Below are 15,574 nucleotides of genomic sequence, written 5' to 3'. Positions count from 1 at the left end.
GTGTTGAATGAATGAATGGAGAAAGGTAAAAGCGCTATATTGAGGGGGATATTATACATTTATTTTTGTTTGTATATATTAATGTATATTACGTTTATTTTTGTTATTGATATGGTTCATGTGTCATTAAGTGTAATGAGTATTTTTTTGGTAGTAATGCCTTTTGTCCTATTAGTTATTATTCAAAAGTTTAGCTTGCATGTTTCTGCAAAACGTAATAAGGGTAAGAAACAACTGTTTACTGTAATGATGGTGGGGCTCATTCCATTAATAGTGTGCATCGTACAATTAAGTATAAATGCATACACTTCAAATTTTAATCAGGAGCGATGGTTAAATTATAAAGAAAAACGGGTATATATGGTAGATAACTTATTGGAAGAAAATAAAATGATAGGGAAATCAAACGAGGAAATTACAAAATTGTTAGGGGCCCCTACGGAAACAAGAAGTTGGGAAGAGGGAATTACTACTTTGTATTATCTTGGGAGTGAACGTGGTTTTATTTCTATAGATAGTGAATGCCTTGTATTGCAATTTGATAGAGATGGAAGAGTAATAGAATATAAGGTGCAACGAGATTAAAATATTGAGGGAAGAAGCTATATCTTTTATGGCTTCTTTTTTATTGTTAAATTTGTTTTAGAAGGGGCATGAATTGTTGAATGGAATAAGGAATGAAAGCGGAGGTGATGCATATATTTAGAGGCATTGGGTAGTTTTTTATAATTTTGTATAAAATGAAAAGGAGGTAGGGCGGTGAAAGCGATACCGACTGATGTCCTGAGTAAGGAATTGATGGAAAGAGAAGGGGTTATATCTATTACAGTGATGGAATTTGAAAAGATAGAAGTGGCCGGAGTAGTTGTTTCTGGTCCGGCTGTTATTTTGATTAATCAAGAGTAAGTATATAGTATCAATATAGAAAAGTAGAAAGAGCATCCATTTAGGGTGCTTTTTGTTTGTATAGAAGTGCGCATATGATAGATAATTGGAGGGGGAATATGTGGCAATTATTATGACACCGATACTAGCTGGATGTATGTTGTTAGTAGAGTAAAGAAAACTATTAATATATTTTACGAATGAATTATGTAAGTAATTCATATTTCCCATATAAAAAGATTTACTTTAATATAATGAGTGTAAAGTTCGAGTATTCGAAGTATTACTTGAATTATATCCCTATCCCTTTTCTAAAAATGCGAACAAGTTTTGCCCTATTCTATTCAATAGTTTATTGTATAGAAATATATTGTTCGATGACCATTATGGAACGCACATAATGGGTAAATCCCGATCCTTAAAGAGGATGCCCCTAATCTTCATGTGAAAATATGATCGGATAAGAAAGCTGGCCAATTTATGGTCAGCTTTCTTTTTGTTCAAAGAGTAATTCTTCTTTAATTTCTGTTTGCAATAATAAAGTTTTTCCAAAGCGGCGTTTGCATTCAGCCCGTACTTTTTGGATTGCTAGTAGCTGAGAAGTAGCAGGTACTGTGACAATGGCTTGCCGAGGTTTTCGGTTCTCTTCACAAAAGACACACTCCACAACATATTTAGAAATCATAATTTCATCCTTCCATATTGAATTTCTAAGAAGGGACTGCTCATGAAGTTGATGTAAACTTTCGTCATCTTTTTACTTTTTTCCTCTTTTTTCAAGGATAAATATAAAAAAGATAGAAATTTAGTATGGGGAGATAGGATGAAAAGATGGATTGGTACGGCAGTTATATGTATGAATGAAAAGAATGAATTTCTAATGGTATTACAAGGAAAAGTAAATGAAGAGAAGCGATGGTCTGTGCCGAGCGGAGGACAAGAAGAGGGAGAAGAGCTTGAAGAGTGTTGTGTTCGTGAAGTATGGGAAGAAACGGGTTATGAAGTGGAAGTTATAGATAAGCTATGTGAAAAAAAAGGGGATAACATATGGGGTACCAGTTCATGTGTATTACTATATGGTAAAGTTAATAGGCGGTAACATGAAAATACAAGACCCTGATGAGTTAATACATGAAATAGATGAAGTGAAAAAATTATCTTTATCGTTTCCAGAAGGTTATGATCTATTATATGAATATATAAATAAAAAAGAAGTGTTTAAACACTTTCTTTTTTATTGTATCCAAGATAAGAAAAGCGGAACGATAACTAAACTAGCTCCAGCTGTTAAAAGCATTGATAAACTTGCAATTGTACCTTCTACAGGACCGATTTCAAATGCTTTTGATGTTCCGGTTCCATTCGCGCTAGTACCTAGCATTATCCCTTTTGCGAGCGCTGTTTTAATACGGCATATGCGTATGAGCGTAGGACCGAGTAATGCTCCAGTTAAGGCAGTTAATACGACGAAAACGGCTGTTAATTGTGACATACCGCCAATCATTTCTGAAATAGCCATTGCAATAGGTGTTGTTACAATGTGCGGTGCTAAACTTTGTTCTATTGTAGAGTCAATTTGAAAAAAATCAGCTAATAGTGCGGAAGTAATAACCGATAGAAATGAACCAACAATGACATTAATTAAAATGGCCGTTCCATGTTTTTTTAATAAATTAAAGTGTTTATAGATTGGCCATGCGAAAGCAACCGTTGCAGGTTTCAATAATTCTGTTAGCCAATGACTACCAGATTCGTAGGTTTCGTATGGTGTATCTAATCCGAGTAGTAAAGCAATTAAAATGATTGGGCATACAAGAAGGGGAGAAAGTAAGCTCCAATTCCAGCGTTGATACATTTTTTTAGATACCCAATATGTGAATAGTGTTAATAGTAAACAAAGAAAGCCGATCATTGTGTGGATCCTTTCCGCTTTAATAGCAATTCTGTTAAAAGTCCTGTTACGAGAGTGACACAAAGTGTACTAATCACGATAATTAAAATGAGATCGATTCCATATTGTGATAATGTATCTTTGTAACGAATGACAGCGACTGCAGAAGGGATGAAAAATAAAATAAGTTCTTTTAATAAAAAGTCTGCACCGTCTTGTATCCATTCTTTTTTCACTATGTTAAATTTTAATGAGATTAATAATAAAAAAATACCGATTATACTTCCTGGAACTGGGAGGTGTGCCTGTTTTGAAATCCATTCACCTGTCCAAGCGAAACAAAATAATAATAAAATTTGTCCGCTTAACTTCCACCATTTCATACAGTAACCACCTTTTTGTTTTTTTACATAAAAATTGTAAAAAATAATTCGCAATTTCTACTATACGTTCATTCGAAATATTTGTCTAATATATAAATTATATGTTATTAATATATTAGATGTATTAATCGAAAATGAAAAGGGTGTCCAAAATGGAATTACGGCATTTGCAATATTTTGTTGTAGTGGCAGAGGAATTGCACTTTGGACGAGCGGCTGCTCGTCTACAAATGACACAACCACCGCTTAGTCAACAAATTCAGCAATTAGAAAAAGAAATGGGAGTTATGTTATTTTCAAGAACGAAGAGAAAGGTTGAATTAACAGAAGCGGGAGAAATGTTTTTAAAAGAAGTAAAAAAAGCGTTTGAACAAATTGAAAAAGCAGTAGAAGTCGCACAAAGTGCTCAAAGGGGAGAAGTGGGATCACTTTCAATTGGTTTTGTAGGTGCGGCGATTTATGATATTTTACCGTCAATCGTCAGGGAGTATAGAAAGAAATTTCCAAGAGTGTCTGTTGCATTACATGAATTGTCAACACCGGATCAGGTGCATGCACTTCATGATAATCGAATTGATATTGGATTTTTACGTCCGCCAATTCCAACGCAATTACTTGAGTTAGAACCAATTCAAAAACTTTCGTGTACGTTATGTTTACCGAAGGCACATCCACTTGCTGAAAAGGACGAAATACATATCGAAGATTTAAGGGATGAACCTTTCGTATTTATTACGAGACCAGTATGGCCAGCGTTATACGATACAATTTTATCGCTTTGCCGCGATGTAGGTTTTAGTCCGCATATTGTACAAGAAGCAACGGAGTATCAAACTGTCATGGGGCTTGTAGCAGCAGGTATTGGAATTACAGTAATACCTGTATCCGCAAATAAATTGTATAAAACAGAAGTTGTATATAAAGAGTTATGTGATTCTAATTTTGTTGCAGAAATGTCAGTGGCTTATAAAAAAATGAATAACAATCCAGAGTTGTTAGAGTTTTTGAAAATTGCAAGAGAGAAGAAACGAATAGAAATAGGAGATGAGAAGGACGAGTAGTAATCGTGACGAAAAAGTGATTTAATTTATATATACAAAAGTACACCTTGTTAAAAAATAAAGAGGAAAGGCATTTGAGTTGCCTTTCCTCTTTATTGTTCTTTTTTTAGCTCGATACTAAATAGATAAACGTGTTCGTTTTCTTTTAAGAGTAACTCAATGCCTGGTTCTTCATCAATTGTAGGAACACTTAAAGTATCTTTACTTGTGTTTATTACAGCGGCTAAAATCGTTTTTTGATTGTATTTTACGTTTTTAGTAGATTGAATTGTAGTGGTTGCAGAACTATTTATGCTTGGAGGAGCTACTGCAGGAACAAGTGTTGAACCACCTTCGATATTAATGTACCATTGACCTTTTTCTTGTACATCCTTATCAAATTGGAAATATGGTGGTATGAAAGAAAGGCTTATTTTCTTTTCTAAAAAATGTGATGAAGCTATGTTAGCAATCTCTTTCACTTTTTTACCATTTTGATAATATTAAATCGTAGCATGTAGTTCATCTTTATTATTCTTGACTGTAACATCATAAAACATTCTATTTCCTTCTTGTATAGGAGTCATTTGTAAAATATCAGATTGTTCTTTTGTTAACTTGTATGGTTTAACAGTGGCATCTTCGTTGTTTTTTAGTGGGCTACAACTAGTGAAAAGTAACAAAGAAAGAATAAACAGTAATTTTACACGCATATAACCCCTCCCTTTTTTTGTAATTATAGTATGTAAATAGTTTTATTTCCATTTTTATTTCTAGGACTAAAGGCTTAGAAAAGATTCCGATTGAAGTGCGATGTTTAAAATGTCATATTTTTATACACTAGTAGTATAGAATGCGTATGTTATGAAGTAAGGTAGGGGAAGGGATCTATGTCTTTATGTCGGTTAGCGAGAAAAAATATACAAACATTTGCTACCAAAAGGTTAAAACAATTTACGTGGATTGCTATGAATACAATGATTTGTTTTTTTATGATATCATTCCGATTCAATGAAGTTGTAACAAGTAAAGCGGGATATACACTTATATTTGTAAAGTGGTTTTATGCTATGTTTCTATTTGTAGTTTGTGTATGTATTTTCATTACTTATAAAATGACAGCCTCTTTTTTACAGGTAAGAAGAGAGGAGTTTAAATCGTACGAAGTAGTGAATATGACGAGAAAGGAAATGTTATGTTTATTGTGTCATGAGCAATTATTAATTTACGGAGGAGCTTTCGTTTTCGGATTAATTCATGGTATGTTATTTTTGAAATTATTTATTATTATTTTTATGAAAGCAGTAGGAATCCAAGGGATAACAAATGCACCGATTACGACGTATGCGATAATGGTAACAGCAGTTGTTATGATAACCGTCATTATAATATCAATGTGGCAATGTTGTAGGTTTACACAAAGGTTAAAGGGTGAACAGTCATATGAAACAAGGAAAAAGGCATGAGAAATCATGGCTTTTTCTTCATTTTACACATGTTATTAATCATGATACAGTGGGAAGAACTGAAAAAAAGAGTTAAGAAGAAAGGTTGTATGGAATGATAAATGAGCAAGCGATCGTAAAAGTTGATCGATTAACAAAGCGAATTGGTTCAAAGACGTTAGTAGAAAATATTAGTTTTGAAGTGAAAAAAGGTGAAGTAGTTGGCTTATTAGGACCAAATGGTGCTGGAAAAACGACATTAATGCGAATGATGGTCGGAATGATTCGTATGACAGAAGGAGAAGTATGGATTGATGGTCAATCTGTAAAACAGCAATTTGAAAAAACTGCTGCGAAAATTGGCGCTGTAATTGAGACACCAGAATTCTATCCTTTCTTAAGCGGCTATGAAAATTTAACATATTTCGGACGAATGAATGGAAATGTAACTGAAGAGCGTATCGATGAAGTTGTGCAACTATTAGGAATGGGACAAGTGATTGACCGTAAAGTAAAAGCATATTCACTCGGTATGAGACAACGTTTAGGAATTGCTCAGGCACTTATACATAATCCAGATGTATTAATACTAGACGAACCAACGAACGGATTAGATCCTAGTGGTATACATGAAATGCGGATGTACATAAAGAAAATTGCACATGAACAAGGAAAAGCTGTTCTTGTCTCTAGTCACTTACTCTCAGAAGTTGAATTAATGTGTGACAGGGTTATTATTATTCAGCACGGAGAATATGTCGCAACACAAAATATTCAAAATGATCAAAAGGAAGAAACAGAAGAAATACATATCCGTGTAGATGATGCGAATAAAGCGGCAGAGGTTTTAGAATACGATGTTTTAGTAAAAGAAAACGAATTAATTATAAACGTGAAAGATGAAGAAATTCCAAATATTCTTCGTACATTGATGGAGAAAAATATTCAAGTTTATCGTGTATATGAAGAAAGAAAAACGCTAGAAGAGCAGTTTTTAGAATTAACAGGGGGAAAAGATATTGTTTAATTTAGTTTATAACGAGCTGTATAAAATATTTAAGCGAAAGCGAACAATTATTCCTTTTGCAGCTATTGCGGTATTAATTATTGGGTTAGGATGGGTTACGGTAAAGTATTTAGAGCCAGAAACAAAAGGGTGGAAAGCGGATTATACAGAACGCACTGTAGAGATTGAGAAAAAGCTCGGCATGAAAAAAGAGGATATTTTAACAGAAAAGTCAGGAGACGAGCTTGTAAAGGAATACCAGCTTAAAATGAAGCATTTAGATACGAATACAGCGCCAGCAAGTAGTTCTCCACTTTCTTTCATGAGAGATACTGGTTTTATTGTTTTTCCTATTTTACTTCCGTTTATTCTCGTATATGCGAGTACAATTTTTGCGAATGAATATAGCTGGGGAACATATAAATTTTTAACGATTCGTCCAGCGAGTCGATTTAAAATATTAACAGCAAAATTTTTAGCAATCGTTATATTTGCAGCGTTATTGTTTATATTTAATATGATTTTCTCAGCTTTATGTGGCCTTGTTATTTATAAATTCCAACAGCCTGCATGGAGTGAATTTATTTTCCAAGATGGAAATATTATAAAACAAAATATTTTTGTGGAAGCAAGTAAGTATTACGTTTTATCGTGGCTGCCAACTCTTGTGTACGCAGCGTTTGCGTTTATGATTTCTGTATTGACGAGATCTAGTGGAGGCGCGATTGGTATTTCACTATTTCTCGCATTATCAGGGGGAATAGCGCTAATTCCAGCAGCAAGATATGAATGGGCGAAATATTTATTACCAGCGAATACAGATTTATATGGGCTTTCAAAGGGCGGGAGCTTTATTGATGGAGTAACATTCCCATTCGCTTCTTGTATGCTTCTTCTATACTTAGCTGTATTTTTAGGGGTGTCCTATACTGTATTTATAAAACGAGATTTAACAGCATAAGCAAAAGCCGTTAAGGGTAACTTAACGGCTTTTTGTTTGTGATAATTGATGAATAGCTTCTTCGGCTAATAAGGCGAAATACTCCGCGCTAATAGGTAATGCTTCTTCATCTACTGTAAAAGCTGGATGATGCCATTCATGTGTACCGCTTGTTCCCATAAAGACGAATGAACCTGGGATTTCTTGTTGGTAAAAAGAAAAGTCTTCTCCTGCCATTGATGGTGTAGGAGAGATAACGTTTAGATTCATTTTCTCTGCAATCTGAATAGAAAAATCAGTGAGTACTTTATCGTTTTGAACAGCAGGAGGACCTGGGTAAAATCGAAATTCTGTTTTTACACCTAGTGCATCAGAAATGCCTTTAATGATACGTTCCATTAATGCCGGAATCTTTTCACGTGTTTTAGCTTGGAATGTACGGACAGTTCCTTCTAATATTGCTCTTTCGGGAATAACGTTCCACGTATTCCCTGAATGAATGTTTGTTACACTTACGACAGCGTTATGAGAAGAACTAATATTTCGGCTTACAATTGTTTGAAGTGCCATAACGATTTGAGATGATGCAACGATAGGATCGACGCCGGCATCAGGCACAGCTGCATGTGTTCCAACACCATGAATTTCAATTTCAAATCGATCTACTCCAGCCATTAGTGGACCGTCTTTAATACCGATTGTACCTACTGGTAAATCGGGCTTATTATGCATACCAAAAACGGCTTGCACATTCTTTAAATGTCCCGCTTCAACAACTTTACATGCTCCGTTTCCACTTTCTTCAGCAGCTTGGAATATAAAACGCACAGTTCCGTTAAGAGAAGCTTCTTTTTCTTTTAATAAGTAAGCCGCACCCAATATAGCAGCTGTATGAAAATCATGCCCACAAGCATGCATTTTACCTTGTATTTTTGAAGTGTATGGAAGGTCTGTTTCTTCTTGGATAGGAAGGGCATCGATATCAGCACGAAGCGCTACCACCGGTCCGTTTTTATTACCAGAAATTTCAGCGATAATTCCTGTTTCTAAACTGGAATCAATAATAGTAATATTAGCTTCTTTTAACCAATTTTTTATTGCTTTTGTTGTTTCAAATTCTTCGTACGATAGTTCTGGGTATTCGTGTAAATGGCGACGAATAGAAATAAGTTTTTCTGTTAATTGATTTGGAATGGATGCCACTTATTATCCCCTCTTTCTTAAGTGAAATATTTGTATTCATTATATAACACAATAATAAAAGAGAGGATTTTCAAATGAAAATCCTCTCTCGTTTATGCTGCAACTTTTTTATGAGTATGCTGTTTTTTATAACGTCCACGCATTGCATATGCAATTTGCGGGATTGCAATACCGATTAAAATAAGTGATACACCGACCCATTGTGAAGATAGTACAGCTTCTTTTAAAACGAATACAGACATAATTGTTGTAACTGGCAGTTCTGCTGCACCAAGAATAGTTGCTAAGCCAGATCCGATTTTTGGAATACCGATTGTAAAGGCAATGGACGGAATAACGATACTAAATATTCCTAATCCTAAGCCGTATTTCCAAAGGCCTTGAGAAATTGCTCCGTTAAAAATAAATGTTGGCGGGAATACGATCATGACTAAAGTTAAAGCGCCAGCCATTAAAAGGACACCGCGTGGTAACGAAGGTACTTCAACGGCAACTTTACCACTTACGAAAATGTATGTTGCAAATGTAATAGCAGATAATAAGCCTAAAATGATTCCAGTCGTATCGAAATCACCAGCTGATGTTTCTAATAACCCACTTGATAAAAATGTACCTGCAAGTAAGAAGATTACTGAAATAACTTTTTCTCTTGAAGGTAATGTTTTCGTTGTAATTGCTTCAATGATAATTCCAACCCAAACGAATTGGAATAAAAGTATAATTGCAATAGAAGCTGGTACAGTTTTTAAAGAAGCGTAATAAAAAATTCCAGTAAAACTTGCAGACGTACCTGCGACGAATAAAATTAACATTTGTTTTAGTGGAACACGATGTCTAGAAAATAGAAGTGTAATAGCAAGTAAAATAATCCAACCGAACAAATACTGGCTACCAATTACCTCTCCAAGTGAAAATCCTTCTGCATATGCAAGTTTAACAAAAATAGCTAAAACCCCATAACTACACGCTCCTAATAAAACTAAAAGAGAATAACGAAGCATGAAAAATTCCTCCCATCTATATGAAATTGTTCCGTAACGGACATATATAACTAGAGGGAAGTATACAAAATTAAAAATGAAGGGTCAAATGAAAGAAAAGTGCGAAATTTTATAGAATAATAATAAAAGTATGATATTTATGCATAATCTTGAAATTAATAATAATTAAAGTATTGTAAAATCAGCTTTACGTTGTATAAAGACAGCATTTGAAAAAAAATTTTTAGGCTTAATATGTGTGAAGTTAATTGTAATGTGCTAATGATTTGAGAAACTGTGGAACCTTTGTTATGTTAGTAACAATTAGAAAGAGTTTCATAATTCAATTGAGATTTTTCTATATAATAGAAGGAAATGAAAACGTTTTATTAGAAACTGTGTGAAAGGGTAGTTTTTCTTATTGTCACGTTGGAAAAGTGAATTCATGAAATGTCCATAGTATTTTCAATTGTTTTTGCTACAATATGGAGGAGGAGAGGAGTGGAATAATGCAAGATATTAGTATTTTTTTAGCGTTTGGAGCTGGGTTCTTATCATTTATATCCCCATGTTGCTTACCGCTTTATCCGGCATTTTTATCATACATAACAGGTATGTCGGTTTCTGAATTGAAAGAAGAAAATGCAATGCTTCGCAAAAGAAGTATGATACATACAGCGTTTTTCTTACTTGGATTTTCGATTATATTTATCGCAATTGGATTTGGTACAAGTTTTATCGGAGGAATTTTTACGGATTATAAAGATTTAATTAGACAGCTAGGTGGTATATTTATCATCGTGTTCGGTCTTATTATCGTCGGTGTATTTAAGCCGAAGTTTTTAATGCAAGATCGTAAATTTACTTTTAAAAACCGTCCGAGTGGTTATTTTGGTTCAGTTCTAATTGGATTAGCATTTGCCGCTGGATGGACACCTTGTACGGGGCCTATATTAGTGTCTGTAATTGGATTAGCTGCAACAAATCCAGAATCGGCAATGATTTATATGATTGCTTACATACTTGGATTTGCGATTCCTTTTTTCGTACTTTCATTCTTTATTACGAAAATGTCTTGGATTAAAAGAAATAGTATGGCGTTCATGAAAGTCGGAGGATACATAATGATCGTTATGGGGATCTTCCTATACTTTAATTGGATGACGAAAATTATCGTATATTTCTCAAGTTTATTTGGTGGATTTACCGGTTTTTAGTATTATTCTGTGAAAATGTTGGAAATACTAACGGAAAAGCATATAATGAAATTATATTTTGCATATAGCCACAAAAAAGGATGAGAAAATATGAACATAGTTTTGTTATCAAGTATCGTTGCTGTTTGTATGGCTGTCGGTGCGATGTTTATTCGTTTAAAAGCAGCTAAGAAACCCGCAACATTGAAAAAAATTATACTTCCACCATTTTTTATGAGCACGGGAGCATTGATGTATGTTTTTCCTGAATTCCGATTAACTCCAGCAGAAATGTTAGAAGCAATTGGTGTTGGTTTGATTTTCTCTATTTTTCTTATTAAAACATCTAAATTTGAAATTAGAGGACAAGAGATTTACTTGAAGCGTTCAAAAGCATTTGTTTTTATATTAATTGGATTACTGGTAGTGCGGATTGTATTTAAAACATACTTAAGTCAATCTCTTGATTTAGGACAACTTAGCGGCATGTTCTTCTTACTTGCGTTTGCGATGATTGTATCCTGGAGAATTGCGATGTACCGTTCCTTTACGAAATTACAGAAGGAAATGGAAAAAGAAGATGGTTTTTATAATGAAAAAGATATGAAGCTAACTTAAAAACTGTATATGTATAAAATAAAAAGACAGCGTCAAAGACGCTGTCTTTTTATTGGTATTGTTAACATCTTCTGTCCCAACCACGACGTATAAAACGTTTACCATTGATGTTAACTTGTTGAAAATAGGGAAAAAAATGAAGATTATTTTGCAAGTAAAGTTTTATAATTCGAATAATCAATCTCTTTTTCTTGCAATTTTTTAACTAAAAATTTATGATCACGCTTTGGTGTGGCAATAATATATCCTTTAATAATTAAATCTTGTGTGATTTGGGAGGCATTTTCTTGTAAGGCAAGCTCTCCAATTTTGCCAGCAATTTTTGATTTAGCAACATCGCGAAATAGTTCTGGAACAGGACTTACGAGCTCTTCTAACAATTGTTTTTGCTCGTCAGCCCATAAATGTTTCGTTTTATTTATGTAGTGTGCTTCCCAATCTAAAATAGACATACCGTCTTCTTTTGGTAATCGTTTTAAAAATTTTCTGAACATAAAGTATCCACCGATAGACATAAGCCCTAGTAAAATGACAGTCCATAATACAATGAACCAACTGAACCATCCTTCGAGCAAGCGTACCCCCCCCTTAATGATTGTGGTTTTCTTTTATTCATATTATAAACAGTGAGATTCATAGAAAGCAAGAACGCTTGGTCAAAATGACCAAGCGTTGTGATTTAAACGAAGTATAGTTGTTCAACGCGTAAAATATCATTGTCATCTTCTACGTATTCAATGATAAGTGTGCCAACTTTACGATCTTTATCTTCGGTTGTGAAAATAGAGTAAGAAGTAAAACGTGTTGTTGATAGGCCGCTTATATGTGTAGGTAAAGAAATGTAGTTGTTATCGCGGAAGAATTCCATCAGTTCGATATCTTCAAATTCTTTTCGGTCAACTTGTTTATTTGTATAGCGGCGTTGAAGTTGTTTTAAAGATTCATTCCAAGAAATTGCTTTTGTGTCGTATACCATTGTTCTATCTCCTTACTGTATGTAATCATTAAGAACATACGTTCCAGATTAGTATACTCTTTTTATTAGAAAAGGGAAAGCAAAAAATAATGTAAGCTTGGATTTCCAAGCTTACATTATTGATGCGTCCGTCATAATCTCTATTTTTATTATAAGTTAGATAAGAATAAGAAACAAGATGATATATATTTTGTTGATTGTTTTCAAAATTCTGTATATTATCAATGTATTATAGGAAAAGGGAATGAGAGGGATGGCATACGTAATTTCACTTCAAGGACCTATGGCAAGTGGAAAAACAACATTGGCCAAAAGGTTAGAGCGATGTGGGCTTTCAGTTATATATGAAAATCCTTATCCAATTGTAGAAAAGCGGAAAGAATTAAATTTGGATATTTACACAAAAGATGGGTTTATTACAAATCAAAAAATGTTTATTGAAGCAAAAATAAAAGAGTTTCAAAATGTGAAAAGTTCAGTCATAATTTTTGATCGCGGACCAGAAGATATTGAATTTTATACACTTTTTTATCCGAAGATGATAGGGAAAGAGTGGGATATAGAAACAGAATTAAAAGATGAATTGTATAAATTAAGAGAATGTCGTTCAGATGCAATTTTTTATTTAGATGTTTCGAAAGAGAATTTGTATGATAGAAAAAATAATGATAGGGCAAGAAATCGAAGTACATTTGATGAACAATTTAAATTAGTAGAAATCGAAAAGGAATGGTATAAACAATTTCCTATAACTTATGTGAACACTAATGTACTAGCAGTGAACGAATTAGAGGCATATTTTATAGAGTGGCTAAAGGAGAAAGGACTATGAAAAAAATATTATTATTCGTATACCCAACATTTGCGGAGTTTGAAATTACGGTAGCAACGGCATTGCTGAAAAATAAATATGAGATTATTACAGCGGGTGTAACGAAAGAAATGGTTATAAGTGAAACGGGCTTGCAAGTACAACCGCACATAGAATTAAATGAAGTGCGTGTGGAAGAGTATGAGGGGATTCTTATTCCAGGTGGAGATGAAATACATATGAAAGAGGCAGAACTGCTTTTTTCAGTTATTCGTCAATTCTCTGAACAAGACAAATTAGTGGCAGCGATTTGTGCTGGACCGTATGCGTTAGCAAGAGCAGGTTTATTTAAAGAAATTTCTTATACAGCGACCATAGATTATCAAAACTTAGATTGTTTTCCAGTAGAAAATTTTGTGTATGAAGAAGTTGTACAGCACGCAAATATTATTACAGCACAAGGACATGCATTTGTACCATTTGGAATAGCGATTGCCTATTATTTTGGGGTAGCGAATGAACATAATATAAATTTTTATAGTGGCAAGGGCAATATGATGATGGAGAATCTGTTACCAGAAAACGTGTAAAAGCTAGCAAATGCTAGCTTTTTTTACATTGATAAATCACTAACGTTTTCGGATCGCTCCATATACCGTCATGAATTGTTAATTCATTTTCTATTTCTTCTTTTAGCCATTCCTTCATTTCGGTGTGAAGGGACATATTATCAGGTATATTCAGCGACGGAAACATGCTAGATATATAGTTAACGATTGGAGTGGAATGATGAAAAACAAGTGCATTATGAATAATTGTTTCTTCAACAGTTGAAAAAACAGAGTGTAATAGATCTTTACCATTTTCTAAACAAAATGGAGCGACTGCTGGTGATGTTTTCGGTAAATCAAATGCGTCTAGCATGTTGTTGCACATTTCAACTATACGAGGCAATGAAACTTTAGAATTTGTTGTAGCTAAAAGGGCGCCGCCGGGACGAATTACTTTATGGAATCCTTGGATTGTTCTTTCGACATCTTTCATATGGTATAACATATGTCTTGCGATTACCCAGTCATAACAATTAGCCTCGAAAGGAAGTTTACTAGCGTCACCGAGTTTCCATTCAATCGTATTATTCGTTATAGCGGCTTCAGAAATCATGGTTTTCGATTGATCAAAGCCGGTTAACTGGACTTTATGACCATTGTTTTGCAAAAGGGAAAGGAATTTTCCATTAGCGCACCTGACCTCTAATATTTTTTCTTCCCCTTGGAGTTGTAAATGTTCAATGACGACTTCATCTACATTCACTCGTTTCTCTTCGAAATATGTATGCGTATCGATACGTGTTTGTAAATGGTTACTAACGTTGTATTGGCGTTTTACATCATTCATTTTTTCACATTCCACCTTTATGCAAAATTGCTGAATCGCATGTGTTAATACGTCTGTTTTATTTAAACTTTCGTAATGGAGTGCCGATTCAAACCTTGCAAGTAATTTTTCTTCAATTCGAAAATGAATATCCTTTCGCTTCGCCACTGAAATCTCACCCCTTTGCATCTGTTAGTGAGACTATAGCACGTCTGAAAAAAATCTGTAAATAAATTGTGTACACAAGTACAAGTATGAGAGGGATAAAAAATTGCTTGAATAATATTTTAAACTATTGACGATTTAACCGTTTTCATATATTCTTAAATTAAGTAATATTCAAATAATTCAAAAGAAATGAGAGAGTCACATGCTTCTTCAAGGAACACATCGAATTGGTCGTATGGCCATGCTGTTGGCACTTGCGGATGAGAATGAAAGTCCCGTATTATCTATTCCAAAAGGTTGGAAATATTGTACTGGGAAAGTTGGTTCTATGAATTCGCAAAAAGTAGTAGCAGCAATGGAAACAGCGGCTAAGAGCAACCGAGTTATTGAAACAGATGTTTACAGAGAAACACATGCACTTTATCATGCAATTATGGAAGCTTTGTACGGAGTGACGAGAGGTCAAATTCAGTTAGCAGACGTTCTTCGTACAGTAGGACTTCGCTTTGCGATTGTGCGCGGTACACCATACGACGGAAAAAAAGAAGGCGAATGGGTTGCTGTTGCACTTTATGGAACGATTGGTGCACCTGTAAAAGGATCTGAGCATGAGGCGATTGGTTTAGGAATTAATCACATATGATTTGCCCATAGT

Annotated in this window: 19 protein-coding genes and 3 pseudogenes; 13 read left to right on the top strand and 9 right to left on the bottom strand. The window is 34.1% G+C overall.

The annotated features are described in order from the left end of the window. The first annotated feature begins 15 nt into the window (after positions 1-15). Both EXW56_RS17300 and EXW56_RS17295 read left to right on the top strand, forming a co-directional pair. Positions 16-585: a hypothetical protein gene (locus EXW56_RS17300; RefSeq protein ID WP_098988324.1), complete on the top strand. Its 570-nt coding sequence runs from the start codon at positions 16-18 to the stop codon at positions 583-585. A gap of 174 nt (positions 586-759) precedes the next feature. Continuing rightward, the gene (locus EXW56_RS17295; RefSeq protein WP_002111200.1) at positions 760-906 is read left to right on the top strand and encodes a BC1881 family protein; all 147 of its coding nucleotides are present in this window, start codon (positions 760-762) and stop codon (positions 904-906) included. 463 nt (positions 907-1,369) lie between these two features. On the opposite strand, the gene EXW56_RS17290 is transcribed toward EXW56_RS17295, so the two are convergent. Further along, a complete protein-coding gene (locus EXW56_RS17290; RefSeq protein WP_002121502.1) occupies positions 1,370-1,570 on the bottom strand; it encodes a DUF3903 domain-containing protein in 201 nt (66 codons plus the stop codon). A gap of 138 nt (positions 1,571-1,708) precedes the next feature. Here EXW56_RS17290 and EXW56_RS17285 point away from each other — a divergent pair. Continuing rightward, positions 1,709-2,096 (top strand): annotated as a pseudogene (locus EXW56_RS17285) (NUDIX hydrolase); the annotation flags it as partial. Between the two features lie 23 nt (positions 2,097-2,119). Here the strand turns inward: EXW56_RS17285 and EXW56_RS17280 are convergent. Further along, on the bottom strand, positions 2,120-2,797 hold the full coding sequence (locus EXW56_RS17280; protein ID WP_002111197.1) for an LrgB family protein: 678 nt from the start codon (positions 2,795-2,797) through the stop codon (positions 2,120-2,122). Further along, positions 2,794-3,159 (bottom strand): CidA/LrgA family holin-like protein, encoded by a 366-nt coding sequence (locus EXW56_RS17275; RefSeq protein WP_002111194.1) that lies wholly within the window; start codon positions 3,157-3,159, stop codon positions 2,794-2,796. The genes EXW56_RS17280 and EXW56_RS17275 overlap by 4 nt, the downstream gene beginning before the upstream one ends. A gap of 152 nt (positions 3,160-3,311) precedes the next feature. Here EXW56_RS17275 and alsR point away from each other — a divergent pair, with 152 nt between their 5' ends. After that, a complete protein-coding gene (gene alsR / locus EXW56_RS17270; protein ID WP_002066566.1) occupies positions 3,312-4,220 on the top strand; it encodes an acetoin biosynthesis transcriptional regulator AlsR in 909 nt (302 codons plus the stop codon). 92 nt (positions 4,221-4,312) lie between these two features. Here the strand turns inward: alsR and EXW56_RS17265 are convergent. Beyond that, positions 4,313-4,912: pseudogene (locus tag EXW56_RS17265) on the bottom strand (histidine kinase). A 177-nt stretch (positions 4,913-5,089) separates the two neighbouring features. Between EXW56_RS17265 and EXW56_RS17260 the strand changes: the two are divergent. The 3 genes from EXW56_RS17260 to EXW56_RS17250 all read left to right on the top strand — a co-directional run bounded on the left by EXW56_RS17260 (position 5,090) and on the right by EXW56_RS17250 (position 7,611). Next, on the top strand, positions 5,090-5,665 hold the full coding sequence (locus tag EXW56_RS17260) for an FtsX-like permease family protein (protein WP_002199647.1): 576 nt from the start codon (positions 5,090-5,092) through the stop codon (positions 5,663-5,665). Positions 5,666-5,759: 94 nt separating this feature from the next. Beyond that, on the top strand, positions 5,760-6,671 hold the full coding sequence (locus tag EXW56_RS17255; RefSeq protein WP_002199648.1) for an ABC transporter ATP-binding protein: 912 nt from the start codon (positions 5,760-5,762) through the stop codon (positions 6,669-6,671). Next, positions 6,664-7,611: an ABC transporter permease gene (locus EXW56_RS17250; RefSeq protein WP_002199649.1), complete on the top strand. Its 948-nt coding sequence runs from the start codon at positions 6,664-6,666 to the stop codon at positions 7,609-7,611. The genes EXW56_RS17255 and EXW56_RS17250 overlap by 8 nt, the downstream gene beginning before the upstream one ends. 21 nt (positions 7,612-7,632) lie before the next feature. Here the strand turns inward: EXW56_RS17250 and EXW56_RS17245 are convergent, their stop codons facing one another. Both EXW56_RS17245 and EXW56_RS17240 read right to left on the bottom strand, forming a co-directional pair. Further along, positions 7,633-8,793 (bottom strand): M20 peptidase aminoacylase family protein, encoded by a 1,161-nt coding sequence (locus EXW56_RS17245; RefSeq protein WP_002199651.1) that lies wholly within the window; start codon positions 8,791-8,793, stop codon positions 7,633-7,635. A gap of 92 nt (positions 8,794-8,885) precedes the next feature. Continuing rightward, positions 8,886-9,794 (bottom strand): EamA family transporter, encoded by a 909-nt coding sequence (locus EXW56_RS17240; protein ID WP_002111188.1) that lies wholly within the window; start codon positions 9,792-9,794, stop codon positions 8,886-8,888. 320 nt (positions 9,795-10,114) lie between these two features. Between EXW56_RS17240 and EXW56_RS28010 the strand changes: the two are divergent. The 3 genes and pseudogenes from EXW56_RS28010 (at position 10,115) to EXW56_RS17230 (ending at position 11,587) form a co-directional block, all read left to right on the top strand. Next, positions 10,115-10,222: pseudogene (locus EXW56_RS28010) on the top strand (peptidase T). Positions 10,223-10,282: 60 nt separating this feature from the next. Next, positions 10,283-10,990 carry a cytochrome c-type biogenesis protein CcdA gene (gene ccdA, locus EXW56_RS17235; protein ID WP_001152675.1) on the top strand — a complete coding sequence of 236 codons (708 nt, stop codon included), beginning with the start codon at positions 10,283-10,285 and terminating at the stop codon, positions 10,988-10,990. A 90-nt stretch (positions 10,991-11,080) separates the two neighbouring features. Continuing rightward, entirely contained in the window at positions 11,081-11,587 is a 507-nt protein-coding gene (locus EXW56_RS17230; RefSeq protein WP_001028440.1) for a CcdC family protein, read from the top strand. A gap of 143 nt (positions 11,588-11,730) precedes the next feature. Here EXW56_RS17230 and EXW56_RS17225 read toward each other — a convergent pair whose 3' ends face one another. Then, positions 11,731-12,162: a DUF2621 domain-containing protein gene (locus EXW56_RS17225; protein ID WP_002199652.1), complete on the bottom strand. Its 432-nt coding sequence runs from the start codon at positions 12,160-12,162 to the stop codon at positions 11,731-11,733. A gap of 104 nt (positions 12,163-12,266) precedes the next feature. Next, positions 12,267-12,563, bottom strand: coding sequence for a hypothetical protein (locus EXW56_RS17220; RefSeq protein WP_002199653.1), 297 nt, complete (start codon positions 12,561-12,563; stop codon positions 12,267-12,269). 253 nt (positions 12,564-12,816) lie between these two features. Between EXW56_RS17220 and EXW56_RS17215 the strand changes: the two genes are divergently transcribed. Together EXW56_RS17215 and EXW56_RS17210 are read left to right on the top strand one after the other, a co-directional pair. Then, positions 12,817-13,395 (top strand): AAA family ATPase, encoded by a 579-nt coding sequence (locus tag EXW56_RS17215; RefSeq protein ID WP_033716689.1) that lies wholly within the window; start codon positions 12,817-12,819, stop codon positions 13,393-13,395. Further along, on the top strand, positions 13,392-13,964 hold the full coding sequence (locus tag EXW56_RS17210; protein ID WP_002199655.1) for a DJ-1/PfpI family protein: 573 nt from the start codon (positions 13,392-13,394) through the stop codon (positions 13,962-13,964). The genes EXW56_RS17215 and EXW56_RS17210 overlap by 4 nt, the downstream gene beginning before the upstream one ends. A 13-nt stretch (positions 13,965-13,977) precedes the next feature. Here EXW56_RS17210 and EXW56_RS17205 read toward each other — a convergent pair whose 3' ends face one another. Further along, the gene (locus EXW56_RS17205; RefSeq protein WP_098988323.1) at positions 13,978-14,919 is read right to left on the bottom strand and encodes a class I SAM-dependent methyltransferase; all 942 of its coding nucleotides are present in this window, start codon (positions 14,917-14,919) and stop codon (positions 13,978-13,980) included. Between the two features lie 202 nt (positions 14,920-15,121). Between EXW56_RS17205 and hutP the strand changes: the two genes are divergently transcribed. Then, the gene (gene hutP / locus EXW56_RS17200; protein WP_000926519.1) at positions 15,122-15,562 is read left to right on the top strand and encodes a histidine utilization transcription antiterminator HutP; all 441 of its coding nucleotides are present in this window, start codon (positions 15,122-15,124) and stop codon (positions 15,560-15,562) included. Positions 15,563-15,574 lie beyond the last annotated feature (12 nt).

The sequence above is a fragment of the Bacillus mycoides genome (assembly GCF_018742245.1).
GTDB classification, from domain to species: Bacteria; Bacillota; Bacilli; order Bacillales; family Bacillaceae_G; genus Bacillus_A; species Bacillus_A cereus_U.
This window is presented reverse-complemented; position numbering and strand designations above follow the sequence as displayed.

What these genes read in the sequence shown, in the direction of transcription:
- EXW56_RS17260 (WP_002199647.1), top strand. Translation starts at nt 5,090, where the DNA reads ATGTCTTTATGTCGGTTAGCGAGAAAAAATATACAAACATTTGCTACC.
- EXW56_RS17255 (WP_002199648.1), top strand. Translation starts at nt 5,760, where the DNA reads ATGATAAATGAGCAAGCGATCGTAAAAGTTGATCGATTAACAAAGCGA.
- EXW56_RS17300 (WP_098988324.1), top strand. Translation starts at nt 16, where the DNA reads ATGGAGAAAGGTAAAAGCGCTATATTGAGGGGGATATTATACATTTAT.
- EXW56_RS17290 (WP_002121502.1), bottom strand. Translation starts at nt 1,570, where the DNA reads ATGATTTCTAAATATGTTGTGGAGTGTGTCTTTTGTGAAGAGAACCGA.
- EXW56_RS17215 (WP_033716689.1), top strand. Translation starts at nt 12,817, where the DNA reads ATGGCATACGTAATTTCACTTCAAGGACCTATGGCAAGTGGAAAAACA.
- EXW56_RS17210 (WP_002199655.1), top strand. Translation starts at nt 13,392, where the DNA reads ATGAAAAAAATATTATTATTCGTATACCCAACATTTGCGGAGTTTGAA.
- ccdA (WP_001152675.1), top strand. Translation starts at nt 10,283, where the DNA reads ATGCAAGATATTAGTATTTTTTTAGCGTTTGGAGCTGGGTTCTTATCA.
- hutP (WP_000926519.1), top strand. Translation starts at nt 15,122, where the DNA reads ATGCTTCTTCAAGGAACACATCGAATTGGTCGTATGGCCATGCTGTTG.
- EXW56_RS17230 (WP_001028440.1), top strand. Translation starts at nt 11,081, where the DNA reads ATGAACATAGTTTTGTTATCAAGTATCGTTGCTGTTTGTATGGCTGTC.
- EXW56_RS17280 (WP_002111197.1), bottom strand. Translation starts at nt 2,797, where the DNA reads ATGATCGGCTTTCTTTGTTTACTATTAACACTATTCACATATTGGGTA.
- EXW56_RS17220 (WP_002199653.1), bottom strand. Translation starts at nt 12,563, where the DNA reads ATGGTATACGACACAAAAGCAATTTCTTGGAATGAATCTTTAAAACAA.
- EXW56_RS17275 (WP_002111194.1), bottom strand. Translation starts at nt 3,159, where the DNA reads ATGAAATGGTGGAAGTTAAGCGGACAAATTTTATTATTATTTTGTTTC.
- alsR (WP_002066566.1), top strand. Translation starts at nt 3,312, where the DNA reads ATGGAATTACGGCATTTGCAATATTTTGTTGTAGTGGCAGAGGAATTG.
- EXW56_RS17240 (WP_002111188.1), bottom strand. Translation starts at nt 9,794, where the DNA reads ATGCTTCGTTATTCTCTTTTAGTTTTATTAGGAGCGTGTAGTTATGGG.